The sequence below is a fragment of the Bradyrhizobium sp. ARR65 genome (assembly GCF_000472385.1).
In the GTDB taxonomy this organism is placed as follows: domain Bacteria; phylum Pseudomonadota; class Alphaproteobacteria; order Rhizobiales; family Xanthobacteraceae; genus Bradyrhizobium.
This window is the reverse complement of record NZ_AWZU01000075.1, coordinates 1-23,452: the sequence shown is the minus strand read 5'-3', so window position 1 is coordinate 23,452 and position 23,452 is coordinate 1. Positions and strand designations below refer to the sequence as shown.

Genomic DNA, 23,452 nt, shown 5'->3' with positions numbered 1-23,452 from the left:
GAAAGTAGGTTATCGACCTTACGTGCTTTCAATAGGTTAGGCGTGGCGGAAAAGTCACTCCTGACAACCCTGCCGCGAAAAAGCCGGTAACAGCTTTCAACGAGTCCAAGGGAATTGCAGAAAACTGCCCCGGTATGGTCCCTTGGATCTGTCGAGATGTTGTTGGTCGCTATCATTGTTGGTCCGACCGTACACCAGCCTATTGGTTCGAAGCATTACCTGCCCACGGCAGCAAGCTTGTTGGTACTCNCACTGCTGCGCCAAATTCAATGCCGCACAGCGGCTTCGTTCAATCCCCTCGATTCAATAAAATCGTGAACCGCTCTTAGTGCGATTCGCTCTGACACGAAGGTGGAAGCTTCGCCGTTGAAAGACTCAGCTCCTCGAATGCGAGCTTTGTTGAAACCATTATTAGAACTCCGGCGAGCGCAAAGCGGATGGCCGTCTCTGGGAGACGTGCGGCACTATAGCTTCCCACGAGAATGCCCGGCACGGAACCCATCAGCAGCACGCCCATGAGATGCCAATCGACCGTTCCAAGTACCCAATGCCCGGCGCCAGCAACCAATGTCAACGGTACTGCGTGTACAATATCCGATCCGACGATGGTCGACATTGGCAGACGAGGGTAGAGCAGAAGAAGCGCAGTGACGCCGACCGCGCCGGCCCCAACGGATGACATGGAGACCAGCACACCAAGCACGGCGCCGACGAGCACGGTGAAAATCGCGGTCGCATGGGTGTCGCCCCGCATCAGCGAACCGCGACAATGTTTAATAATCCACGGACGGACCACTAACGACCCCGCCGTGATCAGGAGCGCCAAGCACAGCACCAGGTTGACCAGACTGCGCTCAACCTCGCTCTTGAGATCGAACTTCCACAAGAGCAGAAGCGTCAACGCGCTTGCAGGGATACTTCCACAGCAAAGACGGAGTACGGCCGGCCAGTGAACCCTACGCGACCAACCGAGCACCACACCGCCGCTGGTCTTGGTAGCTGCTGCGTACAGCAGATCAGTGCCCACCGCAGTCGATGGATGCACCCCGAATAACAGAATCAATAGCGGCGTCATAAGCGAGCCACCGCCCACACCGGTCATCCCGACAAGCAGGCCGACGCCGAATCCCGAAGCGACGTAGAGCGGATCGATCACAGTCTGGTGTTCTCCGTTAGTCTGCAAAAGACTGGAATGGTTTCCTTGCTGATCGCAATGGATTGGAAAAGTCGAAGACGCGCAGTCATCCAGCAATGCTGGAGATATTTGCGGAGTTATGACGTCCGACCAACTAAGCGTTCTCGCGTTGAATGAAGCTACTTAATGTCGGCTGAATCGTATCGAGCTGCCGAGGGTGTCCGTGATGCGATCGCAAACTGTGCCATCACAGCCAAGCTCATTTCAAGGACAGGAAGCCGCGCTTAGCCAGCGTATCGACGACCTCATCAGCAAGCTGTTCGGGTTGCAGCCGGGCCGTCTCCAGATGGATCTCCGGCGCGGTCGGAGCCTCATAGGGCGCGTCGACACCAGTAAAGTTCTTGAGCTTCCCGGATCTGGCCTTGAGATAGAGCCCCTTCGGATCGCGCCGCGCGCACTCATCGATGGGAGTGTCGACAAACACCTCGATAAACTCGCCATCACCGACGAGATTGCGCACCATCTCACGTTCGGCCTTATAGGGGGAGATAAACGAGCAGATCACGATCAGCCCGGCATCGACCATCAATTTTGCCACTTCGCCGACGCGGCGGATGTTCTCCACGCGGTCGGCCTCGGTGAAGCCGAGATCGCGGTTGAGCCCGTGGCGGAGATTGTCCCCGTCGAGGAGCATGGTGTGGTGCGAGGCCGCAAATAGTTTCTGGTCGACGACGTTGGCAATGGTCGACTTGCCGGCGCCGGATAGGCCGGTGAACCAGATGATGCAGGGCTTCTGGTGCTTGAGTGTGGATCGCTCCTGTTTGCCGATCGACAACGGCTGCCAGGCGATATTGGTCGCGCGCCTCAAGGCAAACGCGATCATGCCGGCGCCGACGGTGAGGTTGGTGTAGCGGTCGATGATGATGAAGGATCCGGTGCGTCGGTTCACTCCATAGGCATCAAAGCTGACGGGCAGGGCGGTTGCGATGTTGCAGAAGCCGATCTCGTTCAGACCGAGCGTGGTGGCCGCCAAATGCTCGCGCGTGTTGACGTCGATCTTGTACTTGACGGCAGTGATGCTGCCTGAAGACACCGTCTGCGTGCCGACCCTGAAGGCATAGGAGCGGCCGGGAACGATTGCCTCCTGATTCATCCAGATCACGTGGGCGGCGAACTGGTCGGAGACCTCGGGCCGCTCGGTAGGCCGCGCCAGGATATCGCCCCGACCGACGTCGATCTCGTCGGCAAGCACGATGGTCACGGCATCGCCGGCCCGTGCTATCGGCAAATCACCATCATGGGTAACGATCCGGCCAATACGCGAGTTGCGCCCTGAGGTCGCGACCACGATTTCGTCGCCGACCCCAATATTGCCGGACGCCACCGTGCCGGCATAGCCGCGGAAGTCGAGGTTGGGGCGGTTCACCCATTGCACAGGAAAGCGGAAGGGCGGGCTGGCGGTCTCGGACTGGATGTCGATGCTTTCGAGATAATCCAGGAGGCACGGGCCACGATACCATTCGGTCTTGCCGGAGTGCTCGGTGATGTTGTCGCCATAGCGCGCCGAGATCGGGATCGGCGCAATCGAGGTGAAGCCGAGCGCGGATGAGAAGGCGACATAGTCGTCGATGATGCGGTCGAAAACCTCTTTCCGGTAGTCGATGAGATCGATCTTGTTCACCGCGAGCACGACATGGCGGATGCCGAGCAGTGAGCAAATGAAGGAATGGCGCTTGGTCTGCACCAGCACTCCTTTGCGGGCGTCGACCAGGATGATGGCAAGCTGGGCATTGGACGCGCCTGTCGCCATATTGCGGGTGTACTGCTCGTGGCCCGGTGTGTCAGCGACCATAAAGGAGCGTCGCGGGGTCGTGAAGAAGCGGTAGGCGACGTCGATAGTGATGCCCTGTTCGCGCTCGGCTTCGAGCCCGTCGACCAGGAGCGCAAAGTCAATGTCCTCGCCGGTCGTGCCGTGCTTGATGCTGTCGCGCGCGAGCGCCTGCAGCTGATCCTCGTAGATCATCTTGCTGTCGTGCAGGAGCCGGCCGATCAGCGTCGACTTGCCGTCGTCCACAGAGCCACAGGTGAGAAAGCGCAATTGGTCCTTCGTCTCGGCGGGACGGACCTGGTGGAAGGCGTCCGTATCCATCAGAAATATCCTTCCCGCTTCTTCTTCTCCATCGAAGCGGCCTCATCGCTATCAATCAACCGTCCCTGCCGTTCCGAGACCTTCGCAACCTGCATCTCAGCCACGATCTCTTCAATCGTGGTCGCCTCGGACTCGATCGCGCCGGTTAGGGGGTAGCAGCCCAGGGTGCGGAAGCGGATCATCTTCATTTCAGGGCTTTCGTGCGGCGCGAGTGGCAGCCGCTCGTCGTCGACCATGATCAACGTGCCGTTTCGGCGCACCACGGGGCGCTGTTTCGCGAAATAGAGCGGGACGACCGGGATTTTCTGCAACATGATGTATTCCCAGACATCGAGCTCCGTCCAATTCGACAGCGCGAACACGCGCATGGTCTCGCCCTGGCGAATGCGCGTGTTGAATAGATTCCAGAGCTCCGGTCTCTGGTTGCGCGGATCCCAAACGTGTCCCGGCGACCGGAACGAGAAGATCCGCTCCTTGGCTCGACTTTTCTCCTCATCGCGCCGCGCACCGCCAAACGCGGCATCAAACCCATGGAGGTCGAGCGCCTGCTTGAGGGCATCGGTCTTCATGACCTGCGTGTGCAGGGAGGAGCCAGAATCGATGGGATTGATGGCGCGCTCGAGGCCTTCCTTGTTGATATGCACGATCAGATCGACACCGAGCCGCTTGGCCGTTTCGTCGCGAAAGCTGATCATCTCACGGAACTTCCAGGTCGTATCGATATGCATCAGCGGGAAGGGCAGCTTTGCGGGGTAGAAAGCCTTCACCGCCAGATGCAGCATCACGCTCGAGTCCTTGCCGATCGAATAAAGCATCACGGGCTTTTTGAATTCGGCGACCACGTCGCGCATGATCTCGATGGACTCGGCCTCCAGGCGCCGCAAATGCCGGGGCAGCGTGTGGGCCACTCGCTTGGTGATGTCTTGTGCGTTCATTTCGGAGGATGCCGGGGCGTACCCAAATGATTAAATCGCCGTCTGGATGGTGGGCTGGTCATAGCGCGTGGGCAGCCGTCGAGCTCGTGACGACGCGGCAAGGGCCAGCAGAAGGGTGCGGCATTTGCACCACTGCAGCACAATTTGCAAGCTTGATCAGATCGTGAGACGACTCATGCTCCCTACGGGAACGGAGCGATGGCGCCATTATCTTTTCGGCTCTCAGAGGAAAATTATTTGCTTCGACTCGACCTCGAATGTGCGGGCCATATCGGTCACGCTTGCTTCAGACTGCTCAGGCGCCGATCCGACAGGCAGACCGCAGGAGTCTCCTCGCGACGATATTGAAATGATGCGCAGGAGTCTGTCGGTCCTGACCAATTTCACCGTGTGAACGACTTTTTGAGCGCATCCGGCCTGCGATCGGCATCATCCGGCACCTTGACGCAGCGGCTGCAGGTGTAGTCCGTGCAATAGATCAGCACGTTGCGCGCGTCAGCAGCGCGCATCTCCCCGAAGGGGTCTTTTGTGGGCAGGTCATGGAAACGACGGCTCTATTCGTTGACGGGTGTCGAGTCACCAATCAGTTCGTCAACGAACTTTTGCGGCAGTCGGATTGCACCCTCGCGCTCGGGAAATGTGCCTGTCTTCTCCCGATCGCGGAAGTTCACTGACCACTTCTAACCACTCGGAGACAACGTTCTGCCGACGCTATACTCGACGCCAAGGTATTCCATTTTCCAAGGATTCCTTCAACTTGATCTAGGATACACCCGAATTGGCTATAGCCGGGGATCGTTTCGCGTTGAAGAGTCGGACCGCCGCTGCTGGGGGCCAAAACGGAGATGTCCGATGGGTGTGGCAGGCTGGCGGTTCGCGCATATGAAAGGTACTCTCCGCGTCCGGGCAGTGGTTGTCGGCGTGCTGGAAGAGTTGCCGTTTATCTGCCCGGCAGTGGTCGCAATCGGCTCTCTAATCATGATCGGAATCACGCTCTGGAACGATTGGCCGCAGTGAGACGGGCCGCCGTACAGGCCGCCGAGAAGCCGCATGACGCCCGGTATTTAGGTTGGCCGTTTATTCGGCCGAGCTGGTCCGGATAGCGACTGAGGTTGCTTGGAACCATAGCTCGCGAGAGCCCCCAAGCAACTGGGAGTTGATCCTGCTGGATTGTGGTAGCAGAATGTCAGGGTCTATCTATTGGATAGCACTTAAGTACAACGCGGGAGGAAGACGCAAATGTCACCGCGCAAAGGTGGATTTCGGCACCTGATTTACTTTATCGATGGGACGTGGCTTTGGCCCGGTAGCGATAGAACACTGGACGTCTATTCTAACATCTATCGTTTGAACACGCTGCTCAACGCAGACGACGCGACCGGACATGCACAAATCATTCACTATTCGCGAGGGCTTGGAGCCGTCACCGGCATACGCAAATACACGTCCGGGGGATTTGCGTATGGGATAGATGAGCTGGTCGCTGACCTGTACATAAACATCTGCTCAAATCATGAGCCCGGTGATAAACTCTACATTTTCGGCTTCTCGCGCGGGGCAGTTGTTGCCCGCGCCCTTTCGGGTCTCCTTTCAAAGGGCATCTTGGATGCGCGGCACGTCAACATGTTCGCGCATGTGTGGGCCGATTACATCGGCGCAAACGAAATTACCGTGCCCGGACTCCCAGGAGATGTTCGCTCCAAGATCTCAATTGCCGAATACAAAGCCAAATGCTCTGAAACGAATCCCAAAATCGAATTCCTAGGCGTTTTTGATACGGTTGCTGGCGGCCATGGTCTCACCGAGGTCGCGCAAAGGCTGCGTCTCAATGAGCGCAAAGTGGACGCGAACGTCAAGAACGCTGTCCAGATACTCGCGATTGACGAACAGAGAAATTTTTTCAGGCCTATCATGTGGACGGGAAAACGCGACCCGAAAACTTATCTTGAGCAGATCTGGATGCCCGGCGTTCACTCCGATGTGGGGGGCGCCTACGGAAACAGAATTCTTGGCAACATAAGCCTCCTTACCATGATCGACAGGGTCGTCGAGAAGACGGATCTCAGTTTCGACAAGGAGGAATGCGCGCGATATCTAGCCAAACCACCTGCCGGAACGCTTCCCCTGATCCACAACGAATACACTAGATGGTGGACGATGTTCTCACCGTCCCCACAACAGCGCTCCGTGGACACAGAAATCGAGCAATTTATTCATCCCTACGCGAAATGGCTGGACCGGCAAGTGGTCATCTATAAGGGTCATACGAAACACGTGCGGTATTCACTGCCGGAACACTTCGCTCAACTTCCTGTCGCGCCCGAGACCATATCCGGCATCTTCAAAGGTTTGGTGCCGACCTAGAGCGGAGTCGTTAGCGGCATAATGCGTTTTTTTCACTCGCGCTCGGTCTCAAGCACCGCAGGTGCGGCTGAGCGCGCAAGGTCCTCCTGGCAGAGCCGCCTGTGAGGCGAGGCCGGAGGGATGCAAAACTGCATAGCGCAATTCCAAAGCCGTCACTTGCTCGCGCAGGGTTGTATCCGCGCCATATCCGGCATCCATCAGTAGCACGCCACGCTCAATGGCCGCTTCACATGCCGATCGGATTTGCTCAAGGGGATCTCGGGCTTGATCTTGAAGGCAACATTCTTAGGCGCACCGGCCTTCTCTCGACCTTCCTCGTCCTCGGCCCAGCTCTGGGCAAATACAAACGATAGGCGATCGGCAGGCTCGCATGGTGATCGGCAATCGACGGGGAAACCGCCAATTGGCAATTGTCTTGCTTCAAAATACGCCCACGACTTTCTGACTGAGTAAGGCTAGTACTCTTCATGCTCAGTACCGCGTTTGGCCCGACGATGCTGGCTGGCCGGGTTTGTCGGAATGAACGCGCATCCGCAATCCCAATTGCCTCCTCCTAACCCAATAGATCTTTCATGTTTATCGCGGGGTCTGCGAGTGCCTCCGGCTTGGGGCTAACTCGCCTACTGATCATGATCTCGGCAACACGTATTTCCCTCGCTATCGGGCCCAGGCTCCCGAATCCGCATGCGGCCACCAGGCGTCCGTCGGCGGCTAGATAAAACAAGATCTGGCCCCTCGCGCCGAGGTTTCTAGTTACGGGAATGTCTCCTTCCGAACACAGTCCGGCGATTTGCAGCGTCTCATCGTATTGATCCGACCAAAACCAAGGAACGTCCTCGCAAGCACGGTTCTTACCTAGCATGTTCACCGCCGCCGCCACACCTTGCTGCTGCGCGTTGCGCCAGGCCTCCAGCCTGATACGCTTTTTATAGAGACGATGCGGAAACGAACAGCAGTCACCCGCCGCGAACACGTGCGGATCCGAAGTCGCGAGCGTCTCGTCCACAACGATGCCGTCGTCGACGGCTAACCCCGCCGCTTGCGCAAGTTCGACATTCGGCCTCGCGCCAACCCCAACGATCACCAGATCGGCCACATGCGAGCGACCACCTGCCATCACCACGTTGTAACGTCCTTCGCTGCTATCGATACGTTCGACGATCGCGCCTATGTCGATGCGCACACCAGAACGTTCGTGCTTGGCCCTGATCAGCTCAGCCATAGAAGCTGGTACTGACCGCGTAAGCAGCCGCGGTCCTGCCTCAACTACGGTCACCGAAGCACCTCTGGAGACCGCACTCGCGGCAACCTCTAGCCCGATGAAGCCGCCGCCGATCACGACCACTTCGTATCCTTGGCCAATGACTTGGCGGATGCGCATGGCGTCCGCGTATGTGCGCAGTGTCGCCACATTGGCTCCTTCGGCGATCGGAATGCTCAGTTTCCGAGGTCGGGCTCCCGTAGCCAGCAGGAGCCGGTGATACGCTATCGCTGATCCGTTTGAGAGCGTGACCATATTGGCCGCGCGATCAATTGAAGCCACTTCGCTTCCCTGGAGATAAGCGATCCCAAGCTCGTCAAGGCGTTCTGACGTGACAATCAACTTGGGTCCAGGGATCATCTCGTCAATCAGCGTCGCCTTCGAGAGAGGTGGGCGCTCATACGGCAGCATAGTTTCATTGCCGATTAGGACCACGATTCCTCGCCAGCCGCATTCGCGCAGGGCGACGGCAGCGGCCGTGCCGGCTTGGCCCGCTCCAGCGATCACTATCGTGGATTGCTCGCTCAAGCGACGGAACCAGTTTCGACAGACGGCTGCGCATCGTTCGCCGTACTTTCGAACAGGTTGCGCACCAGCGATTTGAGCAGAAGAGCTTCCTCGCAGCGATCGGTGGTGTCCTTGCCGTGGCGATCGCTAATTGCATAAGGCGGCGGGCCAAGTTCGCACGCGAAAGTGAGACGGGCATCCGCACCAGCGCGTCTTTGCCAGCTCTTGAAGCCGTGTTTCCACCAACGGAGGAAGAGATCCAGCCAGATTTTGTGTTGAGGGAATGTGATCTCGACCTGTATCTGCTCGCGAGACCCAACGCGGCCATGAAATGCCCCGCTGCGGTCGAGCACTTGCCGCACCAGCAATTCGTCTTCGTCCGAAATCGGATACCAGAATTCGCGGCCCAGCAGGAGGTGCGAGAGATCAGCAAGCATGCGCATCTCTGGAAGCTGATCCATCAGGTCGAGTGTGAAGAAGAGGTCCGTCGTCATCCTGTTACGATGCGTTTCGAAATAGATCGGCATGTCCGCATCTTGGGCCACCCTGATCCAGCCTTCCAGAAGTGGGATATAGTCGGCGACACGGCGCGGGCGGATGTCAGGCTGGACGTTGAGATGCAAGACTCCGGGAAGCACATACCCTCGACTGCAAGTCCCGAGCCGGCTAGGGCACGTGCAATCAGGGCGACGCGCGCAGGATCAGTACATGAGGTGCTGATGCCGTCGAACCCTGCTTCCCGGATCATCGCTATGTTCTGATCGATGGAACGTTCGACCCTATCGGGCCGACGCCGTTCCATTGCCCAAAGTGACTGTAGTATAGGCAAGCTCCGCTTCGACATTGTCCTGCTATTCCGGCTTTTGGCTCCGCTCAGAGCTTGATGAAGACGGTGCCGTTCTCGACCCTGACCTCGTAGCTGCGCAGCTTAACGCATGCAGGCAATGCACGCGACTCGCCGGTTCGGTAATCGAAGGTCCCGAAATGTTTGGGGCACTCGATGATGCCCCCATCAACGATGCCGTCCGCAAGATGGACTTTCTCGTGAGAGCAGTGGCCGTCAATTGCGAAGTAGTCTCCATCCGGAGAGCGAACGATTACAAACGTGCGGCTGCCATGATCGAAGCGGAGAGCCTCTTCCGGCATCAATGCATGAGTAGCGCAGGCCGCAACCCACTCACCTTGGCTATTCATTTGGTATTCCTTTGGATCAACTCGCACCGATCTCTCGGCGCTGGTGGGCGGAAGGGAAGCACCTAAGTGTTCATCACTTATTACAAGACTCGGACACACCTTATGTTCTGTCTGATCAACTCCAGAGCTAGTTGCCGCGCGCCCACTTCTTGGCTTTTACGCGCCTATACATCCTCTCATCGGCTTCCGGAGAACCGTCGTGAGCTGTGCCGAACCACTCGTCGAGCGGGATGCGCCGCTCACCGTAGTTCACTTCGAAATACTTGTGATGCAGGTAGTGATAAAAGTTGTCTGTGTTGATCGCCTTGCCGTCGTCCACGACTACTCGGTCGAAACCAGTATGGGACTTCGCCGGCGATAACCCCGCGTGCATCAGCTGAAACATCGCATGCAGCGGGTGCGAGGGCACGACGAAATGGATCAGCACGCCGGAAAAATACGCGATGTGCTCCAGCGTAGAGGCTGACAAGCCGGACCAAGGTCCCGGGTTAACGTTCTTGTGGTGAACCTTATGCACGATGTGGTACAGAGGTCCCATATGAATGAGCCGGTGAATCAGATAGAAGTGCAGCTCGCGCCAAGCCGGCATCACCAGCACAAGGGCGGCGCAGTACATCGGGTGCGTGCTGAAATCGACGTGGGGCAAATAGCCGTTAGCGTACATCCGCCAGGTGAGGGCCTCGTAGGCGGTCCATACCGGTACGCCGCTACACATAGTCCAAAACACGTTTTCGGCTGTCTGGCTTCCGAACATGAAGACCGTATTATTGGTGTCGGGCCACCTTGCATTGTACTTGAAGTTGGTTTGCTGACGTCGTTGCACATAGAGAATGAAGTGGAAGCTGCCATAGACAAGGACCGTCAGCCCGGCATTGCGCAGTAAAAGGAGCAAAATCCAGTCAGTGCGGAACTCCCGCATCGTATCAAGCGCGGGTGTCAGATACATCCACGATACGAGCGAGATCGCGAAATACAGGGTGTTCCAAGGCAGGAGGTACCCCGGCAACCAACGAAGAATTTTCTTCGGTTGCACCGGCCAGACAAAAATCGGCGCCCGCTCTGGCCTCTTGTTCGGCGTCCAATTCCCGCGTTTGTCGCGCGCGCCGTATAAGGTGTCGTCCATATTTGTCTCAACTCCCACGGATTTTTGGATGAGGCGAGCGAAATTCTCAGGTGTCGAGAAATCACGCTTTCCGCCGATATAGCTCGCACGAGTGTGCCGACCAGCAATCAAAAGCCCCTTTGCTTCAGCGTTGACATAAACGCGGCGAATTCATCGTCGTCGATTTGCGTGGACTCCTGCGGCCCCGGAAACGCATTCGCATTGACGTCAGCGCGGAATGCACTGAGAGCTTTCACACGCTCTTGTTTGACGCGCTCTTGCGCTGCTTGCAGGTTTCCATAGCTCCGAGCGTGCCGCGGCCGCCGGCCTTCGCCGCCACATATGTCCTCAGTGAAGAGAAAGATCACGTCCGCATCAGCTCCAGAGCCAAGCGAAACTGTCACCAGTGCGGTCCGCCCACGTAGCTCTGCCATGACTCTGGCTGGGATTAGCTCGCATTCCACTGCAAACGCGCCGGCCTCTTCTAGACGGCGGAAACGATGGAAAAGCTCCATGGCTTCGTCCGCATTCTTGCCGAAAGCGCGAAGCTTTCCGACCCAGGTCGATTTCCTTGGAACGAGACCCAGGTGACCCACAACCGGAATGTCCTCGGCCGCGAGCATCGAGACCGTTGGCATACCGCGCGCGGTGATCACGGCATCGGCGCCGTCGGTCAGCGCCTTCAACGCGGTGCGTAGGATATCGTCCTGGGTTGCGGCATCGGCAAAGCCCAGCGCCGCTGTGACGAAAAGTCGCTTCGAGCCCTTGCGCACGGTCTCCACGTTGCGGGCGCGGGTAACCAGCATGTCGATACCGGATTCTTCCGCGGCCGCTGCCTCCTCCGCCGTCTCAGCGGTGACCTGAGTATAGCGCTGGCCTGAGTCTCTGGCGGCGCGCAGATCGGCTACCGTCACCGAGCGCTCTGCTTCGCGCGCGGCCCAATCGTAAATCCGCGCCATCTTGCTAATCACTCATTATGTGCTTGCCAAGTGTACGGCGCGCCGATTCCGCGCTCGTCGAAGTGTGACGAGCGGCGGCCGTGCCACCGAGCAGGGGCGCATCATCCCTCGACCACACGGCGGTATGGAAAGTGCTCAAGCCAGGGGCGATTACCCCGCCCGTGTCTCCATGCCTGGGATGTCCTGCAGCGATGGCGAAACTGGGCCGCAAAAAGGAGCGCGGCGGCTTGCGGCATTCTGGTTTAGGGACCACTCCAATTTCGCTGTTGGTCCTTTCAGCGATGGTGCAGTCTAAACCGGCGCTTGAAAGCTTTTTGTCCAACTTCATTGCTTCTTCAACCCTATGCGAAAAGTGTACGATACATCTCATCGGCTGCTCTGCGCGTTGCCATGCCCGGAATGACCCCGAGTTTGGTACAGACCAGCGCGCCGCAGCAAACCCCGAAGCGCGCAGCATTGATCACATCCCAGCCTTCGGCCAGAGCCACGGCGAAGCCGGAATTAAACGCGTCGCCGGCCCCCGTGGTATCCACTACCTCGACCTCGGCAGTCGGGATGGCTTCGTCGATCGTGTTGGTGACGACGAGCACGCCGCGGTCGCCAAGGGTTACAATCACATTGGCGGCGCCGCGCCTGCGCAGCAGCTCGACTAGCTCGCGCGAGGGCCGCGGATCGTCGGGCCGCAGACCCAGCAGAATACGGAGTTCGCTTTCGTTCGGTGTCAGGTAATCCACCAACGGGAAAATCTCATCTGGCAGCGGCGCGGCAGGGGCCGGATTGAGGACAGTTATCTTGCCGTGTTTCCGGCCTAGCTCCATAGTCCGCATAGCCACCTCGACCGGAGGCTCGAGGACGGCCATGACGACGTCACTTTCCCGAATGCAGCTCTCAGCACGATCCACAAAAGCTCGATCCATGGCGTTGGTGGCGCCATAGTCCATGATGATGAAGTTCTCACCGCGTTCATTGAGAATGATGAAACCAACGGCCGTCGGGCTTTCTGCGCTTTGCTTGACATGCGCTGTACGAACCCCTTCGGTCTGGTAGAGATCCATTGCAATATCGGCGAACTTGTCTTGGCCGATGATAGCCACTAACGAGGAGTCCGCCCCCAGCCGCGCAGTTGCAACGGCCTGGTTTGAGCCCTTGCCGCCAGGTCCCATATCGAAGCTGCTGCCGAGCATCGTGACGCCGAAGACCGGGATGTTCGGAGCGCGAATGGTAAGTCCTACCGCGAAGCTGCCGACGACGGTGATCCTCGGTTTGCTCATCAATTCCTCCCGGGAGCGATGCTTGAGGCCAGCGCAATCGTGTCGATTGCCTGCACGCTATCTGAACGCGGAAAATAACCGTGCTCAACGTGTTGGTGCAGTTGGCGCGCGGTCAGTATCAGCACCGGCTCCTCCCTGGACTCTCGCAGCAATCGAAGGATGCAAAACGTGCATCCAGGATTCCAATCGGCGAGTTTGTTGTTACTCGTTATCAGCGAGCCTAGATGTGGAGTGCGCGAGTGGAAATGGACAAAGCACGCTCCGATTTATATAAAACGCGCATGACATTGCCGCTGCAACGCACTGTTTTTCCTGAGAGCCATCAGTACGTGCTTGCTGATGCCGCCTGGACTCGCTGCGCCTTTACGGTTCTGCGAGCTGGGAAAGCCATCACCGCGCGCGACCACCACATCGCGCGAGATAGCTATCCGGGTCAGGATATTCTCTACTGCACGGCGGGGCGTGGCTTCGTCTCGAGCGAGGGCAGGACATTGAGTGTTGGGCGCAATCAGTTGATTTGGATTGCGAACGAGACGCCACATGCACACTGGCCGGACGAAAGCGATCCGTGGACCGTTCTATGGGTGCGGATCGACGGGCCGAACTGTGCGGCCATTCGGCGAAAAGTGTTCGGCGCCCGCGCAACCCTCGTCACGATATTGGTGCCGAAAGACATCGAACGGTGGTTTGGGAATCTCTTTGATGTGTTGCGCGCCAGAGATGACAATGTTGATTTGGCCCTCAATCACCTTGTGGCGGAACTGCTACACTTGATCGCAGCACCTTCATCTCAGCATGGTGAGTCTCGTCTGCCCGCTCCATTACGTACCATCGTCTCAAAAATGCGGCAGGCCCCGCAGCGCTCTTGGCATGCCGAGGAACTGGCCTCCGTTACCGGCCTCAGTGCAGCACAGACGCGTCGGCTATTCCAAAGACACCTACAGATCAGCCCAAGGCGGTGGCTGCTTCGAGAGCGGATCATGATGGCGCAAAAGTTGCTCTTAGAAAGCGACGCGGGGCTCGCTGCTATCGCCGAACGCTGCGGTTTCTGCGACGTCTATCACTTCAGTCGTGAGTTTAAGCGCAGCACCGGCACCAGCCCTCGAACTTGGCGGCGGGCCGAAGGGAATTGAGTCGTTTAACAGGCACCCACCACGAAAGGGTCAAGTGTTGGCGCCTTCTTAGGTGATAAAGCGGCTCGAAATGAACTGAGCTTAACGTCGCTAGTGTTGCCCTGTTGCGAGCGCTTCAAAAGCGACACCTTGTCGTGCTCGCGCACAACCCGTTCGGTGCGGTGATCCCGGTATAAGTCTTAAGCTCTGGGGACTGTCGTCGGTTGCCCTCTATCGAGCGATCCGGTTCGGTCGGTGAATTCGATCTGTCAGACAGAGTCATCGGCGTGTACCGCCGATTTGATAAAATTGCCTGTGCTGATGCAGGTAGTCCAGAGATCATCGTACGATTGCTTCATGCTGGCCAGAGGGCGTGTGATTTGGGTGGCTCGGGCCATTCAGCCTTCTTCACAATGGTATGCGCGACGAATGTAGTGAGATGGAACGGCGTTCGACGCCGAGCGTCGGAGTCACGACACTCTGTCGAACCAGCGACGGGCGCTAAATGGGAATAGGCAAGAGAAATCAGTAAGTGCCGTTTGGCACGCAGCTTGAAGTGCGGGCTGACGTGTGCCGGCGTCTTGCAATAATAGGTGATCTTGGAATGAGCGTCCCCAATTTGACGAAACGAGCAAATGCCCTCGGAACCGACAAGGGTGATGAGGTGGGCCACGCCCATGGATATACGAGCTTCTACTCTTTTCTGTTCGAGGAATTCCGCCATGAGCCCTTCACAATGGTCGAGATTGGGCTGCAGCATGGGCACGGTTCTCTCGATCCCGATGTACTGCTAACTCGCAAGGTCTCCGACATTCCATCTATTAAGATGTGGCTGGAGTTCTTTCCCAAAGCCGAGGTCGTCGGCTGTGACATCTCCGATTTTAGCGCCTTTAAGTTGGACCGCTTCCGGTTCGAGCGTGTTGACATGGGCGATGCCCTAGCCCTGGAACGTCTTGCGAGCTCACTCCCGCCCGTGAGGATCATTATCGAAGACGCTTCGCACGCCGCTTACCACCAGCAGCTTGCTCTCGCAAAGCTCTTTCCCATCGTCGAGCCTGGTGGCTTTTACTTTATCGAGGATCTGCACACCACGCACGCGATTGCAGCAAGACTACCGTCCTGCAATCCTAGCGAGGCCGTCATTGAGAAGTTCGCGCAGACGCGCCAGTTTGACATTCCGTTCCTATCTGGAATCGAGCGCAGAAACCTCGAAACCTCGATCCGGAAAATGTTTATTCATCGCAACGATAAGGGGGGCGTCAACGGCTGGAGCATGAAAATGGTTGGATTTGAAAAGTATTAGGTCATCTGATCGGCGAAAGCATGATCCAGCCTTTTTTGTAGCAGCCCGGGGGCTGGATCAACTTGTTAGCAGCGATAATCATTGCACTGGACGGAGTTGCGTGCGTGGTCTCGTGACGTCTCAACGAAATGCGTCGGCCCAAGCAGCGCAAGGGAGCCCTCAAGACCGACCTTGCTTGCCCGAAAATGATTGCAAACGGCGAGACCGGCCCCCGCGTGTTTCGATGGCTCTATCCCTGAATAGGGCCTTTTCTGGGATCCCGCTCGACTTCGTGCACCACCGCATCCCCCGCGGGTAGATATCGATCAAGGCAGTAATTTATAGTTCCGCTTTCGGCAACTCGGCGGAATCCTCCCAGCGCGCGAACTGATTCATTGTGAAGACCGCTGCGTAGAGGCGAGGGAGCATCCTGATGCAAGGATTGCGAACGGGAAGTCGTTCCACCAAAAATTAGACAACGTTGAGGTGACGAGTAGGAGGCTTCTGAAAGGCTGCGAAAAGACGGTACGTAGACTTCCCGGGCCGGGCCTGCGGGAGCAGCTGGGCGGTCTTTTCACCAGATCTACCCAATTTTACCCAAACGCAGCGTTCCCGAATCTTATACCCGGGTTCAGCCCGGTCTAAGACCGCCTGGTGTTTAGAGTAGTCCGGGAGGGAAGATCGTGTCTCACCATTGCACGGACGACCAGAGGTCAGTCCGGGATGGTAAGCCGGCCCAGCTTGCGGGCGCGGTCGCGATCGTCGCGACGCTAGATACCAAGGCCAGCGAAGCGTCTTACCTTGCGGGTATCATCGAAACGTGCGGCCGCAAGACCGTCCTGATCGACACGGGTACATCAAACTTGGTTGTCGGGGATAAACCGACCGGCGGCAACGGTGCCCGCGTCGCCTCGCCTGCCGCGCTCTTGAAAGAGATAGCTGCAAGCACGCGCAAAAAGGTTGGCAGCCTCCTGCAATCTGGTGCGATCAGTGCGATCGTCGGGATAGCGGGCGGCAAGGGGAGCGCAGTTTTCGGCGAGGTCGTATCGGATTTGCCTTATGGCTTCCCCAAGTTGCTCGTGAGCAGCGCCAGGCCAGCGCTACTCGCCGAATTGGCCTTTCATAACGATATCATCCTCTATCCGACCCTGGTCGATCTGCTCGGGATCAACGTCTTTACCGCGCGCGTGCTGGAGAATGCAGGGCGTGCCATTGCGGCCATGCAGCATGCGCCCGCCCAACATGCGCGTAAAAGGAAGACCGTTGCGATCACGGCCTTCGGTGTGACGACCCCTGCAGCAAATCACTGCGTGGCGCGCCTTGCAGATGCCGGCGTAGATGCGATCGTCTTTCCTGCCAACGGAGCTGGCGGCCGCAAGATGGAGCAGCTCATCGCGGCCGGCGAATTCGACGCCGTGATCGATCTAACAACAACCGAGCTGGCTGACGAAATCCTTGGGGGCGCCGCGAGCGCCGGTTCGGATCGGCTCAAGGCAGCGGCGGCGCATTTGGTCCCGCAAGTGGTCGCGCCCGGTGCGGTCGATATGGTCAATTTTGGTCCGCCATCCAGCGTGCCTGATCAATTTCGCGGCCGGCAGCTCTATTCCCATACACCCTACACGACACTCATGCGCACAACGGCTTCGGAGAACGCGACCATCGGTTGGCTCACGGCCGAGCGGCTGTCGCAAGCTGAGGGACCTGCAATCGTCTTTTGGCCCGCGAAGGGCGTTTCCGACTATGACCGCGAGGGCGGCATTTTCCGTGATGTTGATGCCGACAAGGCTTGGCTCGATGCGGTCAAGCGCAACGTCCGCCCGGGAATCAAGGTATGTGAACTGAACTGCCACATCAACGATCCAGAATTCGCCGAGGCCGCCGTGACGTGGATCCTCAAACAGTTGAGGCAAGGAGGCTCATTCGATGCGGATGTTTGAGCGAGCCGAAATCCTTTCTAGGATCGCACGCCAGGTGGGGGATCGGAGAGCAGTTCTTGCAGCCGGGAGCAGCTGCGGCCTGGTCGCGAAGTGTGCCGTCCTCGGAGGGGCCGATATGCTGGTGGTCTATAGCACCGGGCTGTCACGCCTCATGGGTCTTCCGACGAGCCGGATCGGCGATTCCAACGCGCGCACGCTCGAGCTTGCAGCAGAAATCCGCAACGTCGTCTCTTCTGTGCCCGTGATCGGCGGCGTCGAAGCGTGGGATCCCCTTCGGCTCGATCTTGATGCGCTTCTCGACAAGTTTTGGGCTGCTGGCTTCTCCGGCGTGATCAATTATCCAACCATCTCGACCATGGGTGAAAAATGGCGTGACCGGCGCGGCCGCGTCGGGCTCGGCTTCGAACGCGAGCTCGAGATGGTCGCGGCTGCCCGCAAGAAGAACATCTTCTCGCTTGCCTATGTCGCTAGTCCCGAAGACGCCAAAGCCATGGCGAGTGCAGGTGCCGACTGCATCGTCCCCCATGTCGGCGCAACCCGTGGCGGGCTCGCGGGCAATGAGGAGGGGCAGTCCATTCGAGAGGCGATCAGGCGCATCAATGATATCAACGCGGCGGCGAGAAGCGTCCGCTCCGATGTCATCCTGCTTTGTCATGGCGGGGCAATCGCGGAACCGCAGGATACGCTCGAGGTCTACCGATCGACGCAATGCGTCGGGTTCGTCGGCGCCTCCTCCATCGAAAGAATCCCAATCGAGCGGGCAGTGAAGGCGGTGGCTGAGGAGTTCAAAGCTGTCCCGCTTCCGCGAAATCACTGATTTAAGCGCAAATTATCGCAGCGGGGCCGGAATGGGCAAGCCGATACACTCAACCAAGCAAAAAACAATGGCCTTGCCACGAAGGCGCGGGTCGGATGAGACCTTCGAAACAGACGTGCTCGTGATTGGTAGCGGTGCGGCCGGCCTGTCGGCGGCACTTTACGCGGCAAGGAACGGACTGCGCGTGACCGTCTGCGAAAAGGCGGCGCGTCTTGGGGGGACGACGGCGCTGTCAAACGGTATGATCTGGGTTCCTTGTTCACATCACGCGCGGTCCGCTAGCATCGACGATTCTCTTGCCAAGGCCGCGACGTATCTTAAGCATGAGCTCGGCGACTATTATCGGGAAGACTTCATTGAGGCCTATCTTGGGGACGGTCCAGCTGCCCTTGCAGCACTCGAGAATGGGACGGAAGTGAAGTTCACGCTGGCCCCGACGCCGGATTATCACTCGAGCCAAGTCGGTGGCCTTGATAAGGGCAGGGCGCTCAGCCCTGCAGCCTACGATGGACGGCTGCTCGGCTGCGATTTCGATCTGATCGGCGATCCCATTCGGGTTGTGCTCGGGGGAATGATGATCTCGTCTGGCGAGGTCCGAAGCTTCCTGAATCCATTTCAATCATTCGCGTCCCTCAAACATGTGCTGCGTCGCGTGAGCCGATATGCGCGGGATCGCTTGAGCTACAGGCGTGGCACCGAATTAAGCGGAGGCAGCGCCTTGATCGCGCGCTTGCTCAAGAGCTTGCGAAACTTGGGTGCGGAAATATGGCCGGCATGTCCGGCCATAGATCTTATCAAGGAAGGCGGGCGGGTTACGGGAGCGATCCTCAAACGGTCAAAATCTGAAATCCGCGTGCGCGCTTTGCGTGGGGTCATCCTCGCAACAGGCGGCTTTGCCCACAATGCACGGTTAAGGGCCGAGCTTAGCGGCCTTCACCAGCACAACGAGACGCTAGCTCATCCCGACGTCACTGGCGACGGCATTGCGCTTGCAAGGAAGCTTGGAGGGGAGGTCGATAAAGATGTTGCCTCCGCGGGCTTTTGGACGCCCGTCTCGATCCTCAAGACCGGCAGCAGCTCGCAAGTCGTCCCGTACGGATGGCTCGATCGCGGCCGTCCCGGCGTCATCGCGGTGGGGCCGAACGGTGGCCGTTTCGTTAACGAGTCCAATTCCTACCATGACATTTGTCTGGCGATGTTCGCAAACGGGTATCCGGCAGACAAGCGTTTCTACTTCATTTGCGATCAGGACTTTGTCCGTCTCAGGGGCATGGGACACTTGCTGCCTTGGCCATGGACCATGAGCATCGGAAAGTATGCGCGCCTCGGTTACATCAAAGTCGGCCGAACAATTGCGGAGCTTGCCAAAGAGCTCGGACTAGATCCAGATGCGCTCCAAAGGACCGTTGAGGAACACAACGCGCACGCTGCGGAAGGACACGATCCGCTTTTCCAGCGCGGTGAATCCGCCTTCAATCGTACGCTGGGCGATCCGGCCGTTGGCAGGAAAAATCCAAATCTTGGACCAATTAAGAAAGGGCCGTTCATCGCGTTGCCGATCGTTCCGGCGACGCTCGGCACCGCGATCGGGTTGGCAACTGATACATGCGGAAGGGTCTTGGACGCCGAACGCAAACCGATCGCGGGTCTCTATGCTTGCGGCAACGATATGACCTCGCCAATGCGTGGAATTTATCCCGGAGCAGGCATCACCATCGGTCCAGGAATCGTGTTCGCATATCGCGTCGTCAATGACATCCTGTTGGCCGCTCATGATGCGCAAAAAGCTCTCGCCTCCGGAGCTTGATCCTCGAACTTGCCGTTTTCGGCGGCATGGGACATGTGTTCGGTTGTGGGGCGAGGGTCGGGATTGACAGAGCTGGGGCTGAAAACGGTTCTATGCCTTGTCGCATCAGGAAATATTCGCCGCCATGCAATGACACTGTCGTGGCGACGACGAGGTCCGCCTGAATGTCGTTAGCCCGTCGAGATCGTTGCGAGCTGGGCTGCGTGATGTGCGATTGCAGGGGAGTAAAGCTCTCAAAAGGGATCCCAGATATATGAGAGGGAGGCGTCCTGGCTCGTTCAACGCACAAGAGCGCGCGCTGTGGGGAGGCTGGAAATGACAGGCCCTCTTGGCCGGTCGTTTGCCTCCACGGGGGGATCGCGGTCTATCGATCGCGGCGCTGCCATTGAACTCGACCAAATCGATGCGCGTCTTCTTGATCTTGTTCAACGCAACAATCGTCTTACCAGTGAACAACTCGGCGCGCGGGTCGGCCTGTCTGCATCTGGAGTGTTGCGTCGACTGAAGCGCCTTCGATCGCGAGGCGTTATCGAAGCCGACGTCTCAATCATTTCTCCAAAGGCAATCGGGCGGAACGTGACGGCCTTGGTTCTCATTTCGTTTGAGCGCACTCGAGCCGACACCATTGACCGTTTAAAGCGTGAAATTCGCAAGATGCCCGAGGTAATGAGTGGATTCTGTGTTACCGGCAACGCCGATGTCGTCTTGCTAGTTACAGTAAATAACGTAGAGGAATACGAGCAGTTTACCCGCCGCCTCGCGGACGAAGGATCAGACATAAAGCGCATTGAAACGATGGTCGTTTTGGATCGGTTCAAGGCAGGATTCACTGTGCCGCTAGCTTCCATGCTATGCTCTGCCTTGACGAGGGACTACAGTCGCTAGGCGAGTTGTCTCCGCCCGCAGCCGGACAGCGACGAAAAACATCAAATTAGCTGCGAGCGCGGCAGCAACTGTGAACATCCGCATACTCCCCCTACTGCTGCAGACCAATTTCAGTCAATCTGGGGATGCGCAACGGGGTCGCGCCGAGGCGCACCGAAAATCTAAATTAGTGTCTCTGGAAGAATTAATCTGACGACAAGGTCGTGAACCCATAAAGTGGGAAGGGCCCGCACAGTAGGATGACGAATATGCGCCAAGCCTCGAGTGCATTATGCGCCATCGATAGTCCGTTGCGCGACTGGCTTACCTCTGCGAGTTAGTTCATACACCGCGAATCCGCTAGCGTGCGCGGCCGCAAAGGCTAACCGGCTAACCTGGAGTTATGACACGATCAGAGTACTCGCCACCGAGTGGAGTCGGTCGCCAGGATGCAAGAGCGGGCTATCGAGCGATTTCGGGCCGACCCGCGCTTTGCAAGCATCCGTCGGACGGGAACCACCACAGCAGTTGATCTAAAAACGAAAGATGCGGGCTATTTGGCGGGCATTGGTCCGACGCTCCAGACGTTCTTTAAAGACAGAAATCTCCTGCTGCGTCCTCTTGGAGATACCATCTACGTGATGCCGCCATATTGCTTCACGCCGGCAGATCTGGAGGAAGTGGACGCTGCCATTTGCGAGTGTGCCGATCAGCGGGGCCCGCGCGTGCCTAGCTACTCCCAGCCCAGCATCTAACCATTCAGGCTGACAATTGTGGCGAGGGCGAATGAGTGACTGTCGCCTGCTTGTCGTGCGTAATCGCACCCGACGAAGAATTGCACAACGAGTTTTTGCGGCGCCTGGAGACCAATTGTGAACAGGACTCGCACTCTCTTGTGCAAAGACCGCCAGCGAATCATGGTGAATGCGCGCATTCGTCTGTCGGGTTCAACAAACATCGAGAGTGGCACACTTTGAGATAGGATGGATGCCATCCCCAGAGATGGGCCGAAGCACACCAATTAGGCGGCGAGTTTCGCTCAATCGGCAGCGCCGGAGGCTTCAACTCGTTGGTTGCAGAACTTCCCCTTTCATCCCTTCCGGTCACGATCCGGGCCGGCTCGAACGGCTTCAGCTATTTGCTCGAGGCCAATGCCCAAGTAGCGAGTTTGGAAGCCCGTAGTGCGCAGCAATCACGGCGGGGAATTGGGGCAAGAACGGCAGTTTGCCGCTCGAGTGCGGCACAGGTATGCAGAACGATCATGGCGGTGAAATTCGTCGACGAGCTAGCGTGGAGCGCTGGATTTCGTCGCCGATTGGGGATCGTTGCATTAATCAGGACCGCAGCATTGGTACAGTTGAAATCAATCTTTTGTGAAGGTCAGGGGATTTACCCGGCAGACCTCCAGTAAGCAGACCTCCAGTATGGGACGGACCGCACTTTGACCGATCATTTCCCTGGCATGCTAGGTACTGTTGATGGGTCCGGAGATGCGGCTCTCAAACGGGAGGCCGGCACGCAGCCTATGGCTTACCGGCCAAATATGGCGCGTCCTAATGGACGTTCCTTTGTTAAAAACGCGATTCTGACGAGGATTTGTCTTCAAGATCTTGCGGCGATTGGGGAGTTTCTGGAGCCGATCATTCTAAGAGAACGGATGGTTCTGCAAGAGCCCAAGAGACCGCTTGAACACGTCTATTTCATCGAGTCAGGCCTCGTCTCACTAAGGATCGCTGCGGCGGGAAGTATCCTTGAAACGGCAGTGATCGGTCATCGGGGGGCGGTCGGAGCTTCCCTCTTAATTGGGGCACATCTTTCGACTCACCAGGCTGTTGTACTCCTTCCCGGCAGTGCGCACAGAATCCGGGTAGAGCATTTGCATCGGGTGATGAACGCGCGTTCTGAAATTCGAGAACATCTCTTTCGGTACGTTCAAGCCCAAGCCCTGCATTGCGCTCAGACTGGGTTCTGCGGTGTCCGGCACGATTGCAAGCAACGGCTTGCGTGCTGGCTCTGTTTGGCAAGCGATGCTCTTGGCGCCCAGGTGCTTCCAGTTACTCATGACTATCTTTCGTCAGCATTGGGATTGCGCCGCGCTAGTGTGACGGAGGTGTTGATCCGATTCGAAGAGCAGAGATTTATTCGTAAGACGCGCGGCATGTTGCAGATAGATGACCGCCAGTGGCTCGAGCAAAAAGCATGTAGTTGCTATAAGCTGATTTCAGGCGCTTATGCGTCGTCGGAGTCCGTGACTATTAACGGGTCTACGAACTAGAGTACACCTGGCCCAATCCAGGAACGCTTAACTATGCTCACCGTTTCTGGCGAAGGTCGTGGCTTCCGTGTTATTTGGCTGCTCGAGCAATTGGGATTGGCTTATCGGCTGCGCCCGGTCGATCTGCTCGCAGTCGAGAATGATCGCGATTTCCTCGCGATCAACCCCGCCGGCTTCATTCCCGCACTGCAGGACGGCGAGACGATCATGGTCGAATCGATCGCGATTCTTGAGTACCTGCTCGCCCTCACGGCTCAGGTTCGCTTGGTCGCCCGGAGCGAGATGCCCGGGTTGCCTGCTGGGCGCTCGAGACTGTCGAGAGCCGGCTGGGGTTGGTTATCCGCCGCCTCGCGGATTGCCCCTATCTCGCCGGCGACCGCTTCACTGCTGCCGATATCTCGGTGAGCTACGCCCTCCTGCTCGGCCTGCGAACTGGCAACTACGTCCCCGGTTCTACCGAGCGGGACTATCTCGCCCGCAC

The 23,452-nt window shown here is 57.9% G+C and carries 21 protein-coding genes and 2 pseudogenes; 11 read left to right on the top strand and 12 right to left on the bottom strand.

Annotated features, from left to right (window positions below; translation table 11 throughout):
- Positions 1-325: 325 nt before the first annotated feature.
- From F758_RS0140155 to F758_RS52920, 4 genes are all read right to left on the bottom strand, one after another.
- Entirely contained in the window at positions 326-1,156 is an 831-nt protein-coding gene (locus tag F758_RS0140155; protein ID WP_024513093.1) for a sulfite exporter TauE/SafE family protein, read from the bottom strand.
- 238 nt (positions 1,157-1,394) lie between these two features.
- Positions 1,395-3,284, bottom strand: a complete 1,890-nt coding sequence (cysN, locus tag F758_RS0140150) for a sulfate adenylyltransferase subunit CysN (RefSeq protein WP_024513092.1) — start codon at positions 3,282-3,284, stop codon at positions 1,395-1,397.
- A complete protein-coding gene (gene cysD, locus F758_RS0140145) occupies positions 3,284-4,219 on the bottom strand; it encodes a sulfate adenylyltransferase subunit CysD (protein ID WP_051387188.1) in 936 nt (311 codons plus the stop codon). The genes cysN and cysD overlap by 1 nt, the downstream gene beginning before the upstream one ends.
- Positions 4,220-4,602: 383 nt before the next feature.
- Positions 4,603-4,728: a hypothetical protein gene (locus F758_RS52920; RefSeq protein WP_283805908.1), complete on the bottom strand. Its 126-nt coding sequence runs from the start codon at positions 4,726-4,728 to the stop codon at positions 4,603-4,605.
- 343 nt (positions 4,729-5,071) lie between these two features.
- Here F758_RS52920 and F758_RS51310 point away from each other — a divergent pair, with 343 nt between their 5' ends.
- The gene (locus tag F758_RS51310; protein ID WP_198026689.1) at positions 5,072-5,236 is read left to right on the top strand and encodes a hypothetical protein; all 165 of its coding nucleotides are present in this window, start codon (positions 5,072-5,074) and stop codon (positions 5,234-5,236) included.
- A 222-nt stretch (positions 5,237-5,458) separates the two neighbouring features.
- Positions 5,459-6,583: a T6SS phospholipase effector Tle1-like catalytic domain-containing protein gene (locus F758_RS0140130; protein WP_024513090.1), complete on the top strand. Its 1,125-nt coding sequence runs from the start codon at positions 5,459-5,461 to the stop codon at positions 6,581-6,583.
- Between the two features lie 132 nt (positions 6,584-6,715).
- Here F758_RS0140130 and F758_RS52500 read toward each other — a convergent pair.
- The 7 genes and pseudogenes from F758_RS52500 to F758_RS0140100 all read right to left on the bottom strand — a co-directional run.
- A pseudogene (locus tag F758_RS52500) lies at positions 6,716-7,016 on the bottom strand (transposase); the annotation flags it as partial.
- Positions 7,017-7,136: 120 nt separating this feature from the next.
- Positions 7,137-8,372: an NAD(P)/FAD-dependent oxidoreductase gene (locus tag F758_RS0140125; protein WP_024513089.1), complete on the bottom strand. Its 1,236-nt coding sequence runs from the start codon at positions 8,370-8,372 to the stop codon at positions 7,137-7,139.
- A pseudogene (locus F758_RS45790) lies at positions 8,369-9,195 on the bottom strand (sugar phosphate isomerase/epimerase family protein). Before F758_RS45790 ends, F758_RS0140125 begins: the two are co-directional and overlap by 4 nt.
- 29 nt (positions 9,196-9,224) lie before the next feature.
- Complete coding sequence (locus F758_RS0140115) at positions 9,225-9,545, bottom strand: MocE family 2Fe-2S type ferredoxin (RefSeq protein ID WP_024513088.1); 321 nt, start codon at positions 9,543-9,545, stop codon at positions 9,225-9,227.
- 127 nt (positions 9,546-9,672) lie between these two features.
- Positions 9,673-10,668 carry a sterol desaturase family protein gene (locus tag F758_RS0140110; RefSeq protein WP_024513087.1) on the bottom strand — a complete coding sequence of 332 codons (996 nt, stop codon included), beginning with the start codon at positions 10,666-10,668 and terminating at the stop codon, positions 9,673-9,675.
- A 107-nt stretch (positions 10,669-10,775) separates the two neighbouring features.
- Complete coding sequence (locus tag F758_RS0140105; RefSeq protein WP_024513086.1) at positions 10,776-11,606, bottom strand: 3-methyl-2-oxobutanoate hydroxymethyltransferase; 831 nt, start codon at positions 11,604-11,606, stop codon at positions 10,776-10,778.
- A gap of 341 nt (positions 11,607-11,947) precedes the next feature.
- Positions 11,948-12,877, bottom strand: a complete 930-nt coding sequence (locus F758_RS0140100) for a ribokinase (protein WP_024513085.1) — start codon at positions 12,875-12,877, stop codon at positions 11,948-11,950.
- 245 nt (positions 12,878-13,122) lie between these two features.
- On the opposite strand from F758_RS0140100, the gene F758_RS0140090 reads away from it, so the two are divergent.
- From F758_RS0140090 to F758_RS0140065, 6 genes are all read left to right on the top strand, one after another.
- A complete protein-coding gene (locus F758_RS0140090; RefSeq protein ID WP_024513084.1) occupies positions 13,123-14,010 on the top strand; it encodes a helix-turn-helix domain-containing protein in 888 nt (295 codons plus the stop codon).
- Between the two features lie 583 nt (positions 14,011-14,593).
- Positions 14,594-15,292 carry a hypothetical protein gene (locus F758_RS45785; RefSeq protein ID WP_024513083.1) on the top strand — a complete coding sequence of 233 codons (699 nt, stop codon included), beginning with the start codon at positions 14,594-14,596 and terminating at the stop codon, positions 15,290-15,292.
- Between the two features lie 662 nt (positions 15,293-15,954).
- A complete protein-coding gene (locus F758_RS0140080; RefSeq protein WP_024513082.1) occupies positions 15,955-17,208 on the top strand; it encodes a Tm-1-like ATP-binding domain-containing protein in 1,254 nt (417 codons plus the stop codon).
- Complete coding sequence (locus F758_RS0140075) at positions 17,195-18,025, top strand: phosphoenolpyruvate hydrolase family protein (RefSeq protein WP_024513081.1); 831 nt, start codon at positions 17,195-17,197, stop codon at positions 18,023-18,025. Before F758_RS0140080 ends, F758_RS0140075 begins: the two co-directional genes overlap by 14 nt.
- A 31-nt stretch (positions 18,026-18,056) precedes the next feature.
- Positions 18,057-19,832, top strand: a complete 1,776-nt coding sequence (locus F758_RS0140070) for an FAD-dependent oxidoreductase (protein WP_157450411.1) — start codon at positions 18,057-18,059, stop codon at positions 19,830-19,832.
- 384 nt (positions 19,833-20,216) lie between these two features.
- Positions 20,217-20,717 (top strand): Lrp/AsnC family transcriptional regulator, encoded by a 501-nt coding sequence (locus tag F758_RS0140065; RefSeq protein ID WP_024513079.1) that lies wholly within the window; start codon positions 20,217-20,219, stop codon positions 20,715-20,717.
- A gap of 1,777 nt (positions 20,718-22,494) precedes the next feature.
- On the opposite strand, the gene F758_RS52495 is transcribed toward F758_RS0140065, so the two are convergent.
- Positions 22,495-22,758, bottom strand: a complete 264-nt coding sequence (locus F758_RS52495) for a hypothetical protein (protein WP_245286736.1) — start codon at positions 22,756-22,758, stop codon at positions 22,495-22,497.
- On the opposite strand from F758_RS52495, the gene F758_RS52490 reads away from it, so the two are divergent.
- From F758_RS52490 to F758_RS52485, 3 genes are all read left to right on the top strand, one after another.
- Entirely contained in the window at positions 22,741-22,971 is a 231-nt protein-coding gene (locus tag F758_RS52490; protein ID WP_245286735.1) for a helix-turn-helix domain-containing protein, read from the top strand. The two genes, F758_RS52495 and F758_RS52490, sit on opposite strands and share 18 nt — an antisense overlap.
- A 33-nt stretch (positions 22,972-23,004) precedes the next feature.
- Complete coding sequence (locus F758_RS45775) at positions 23,005-23,376, top strand: glutathione S-transferase N-terminal domain-containing protein (RefSeq protein ID WP_245286734.1); 372 nt, start codon at positions 23,005-23,007, stop codon at positions 23,374-23,376.
- Positions 23,304-23,452 (top strand): glutathione binding-like protein (locus tag F758_RS52485; RefSeq protein ID WP_349543993.1); only part of this gene is annotated, 149 nt, incomplete at its 3' end. The genes F758_RS45775 and F758_RS52485, both read left to right, overlap by 73 nt.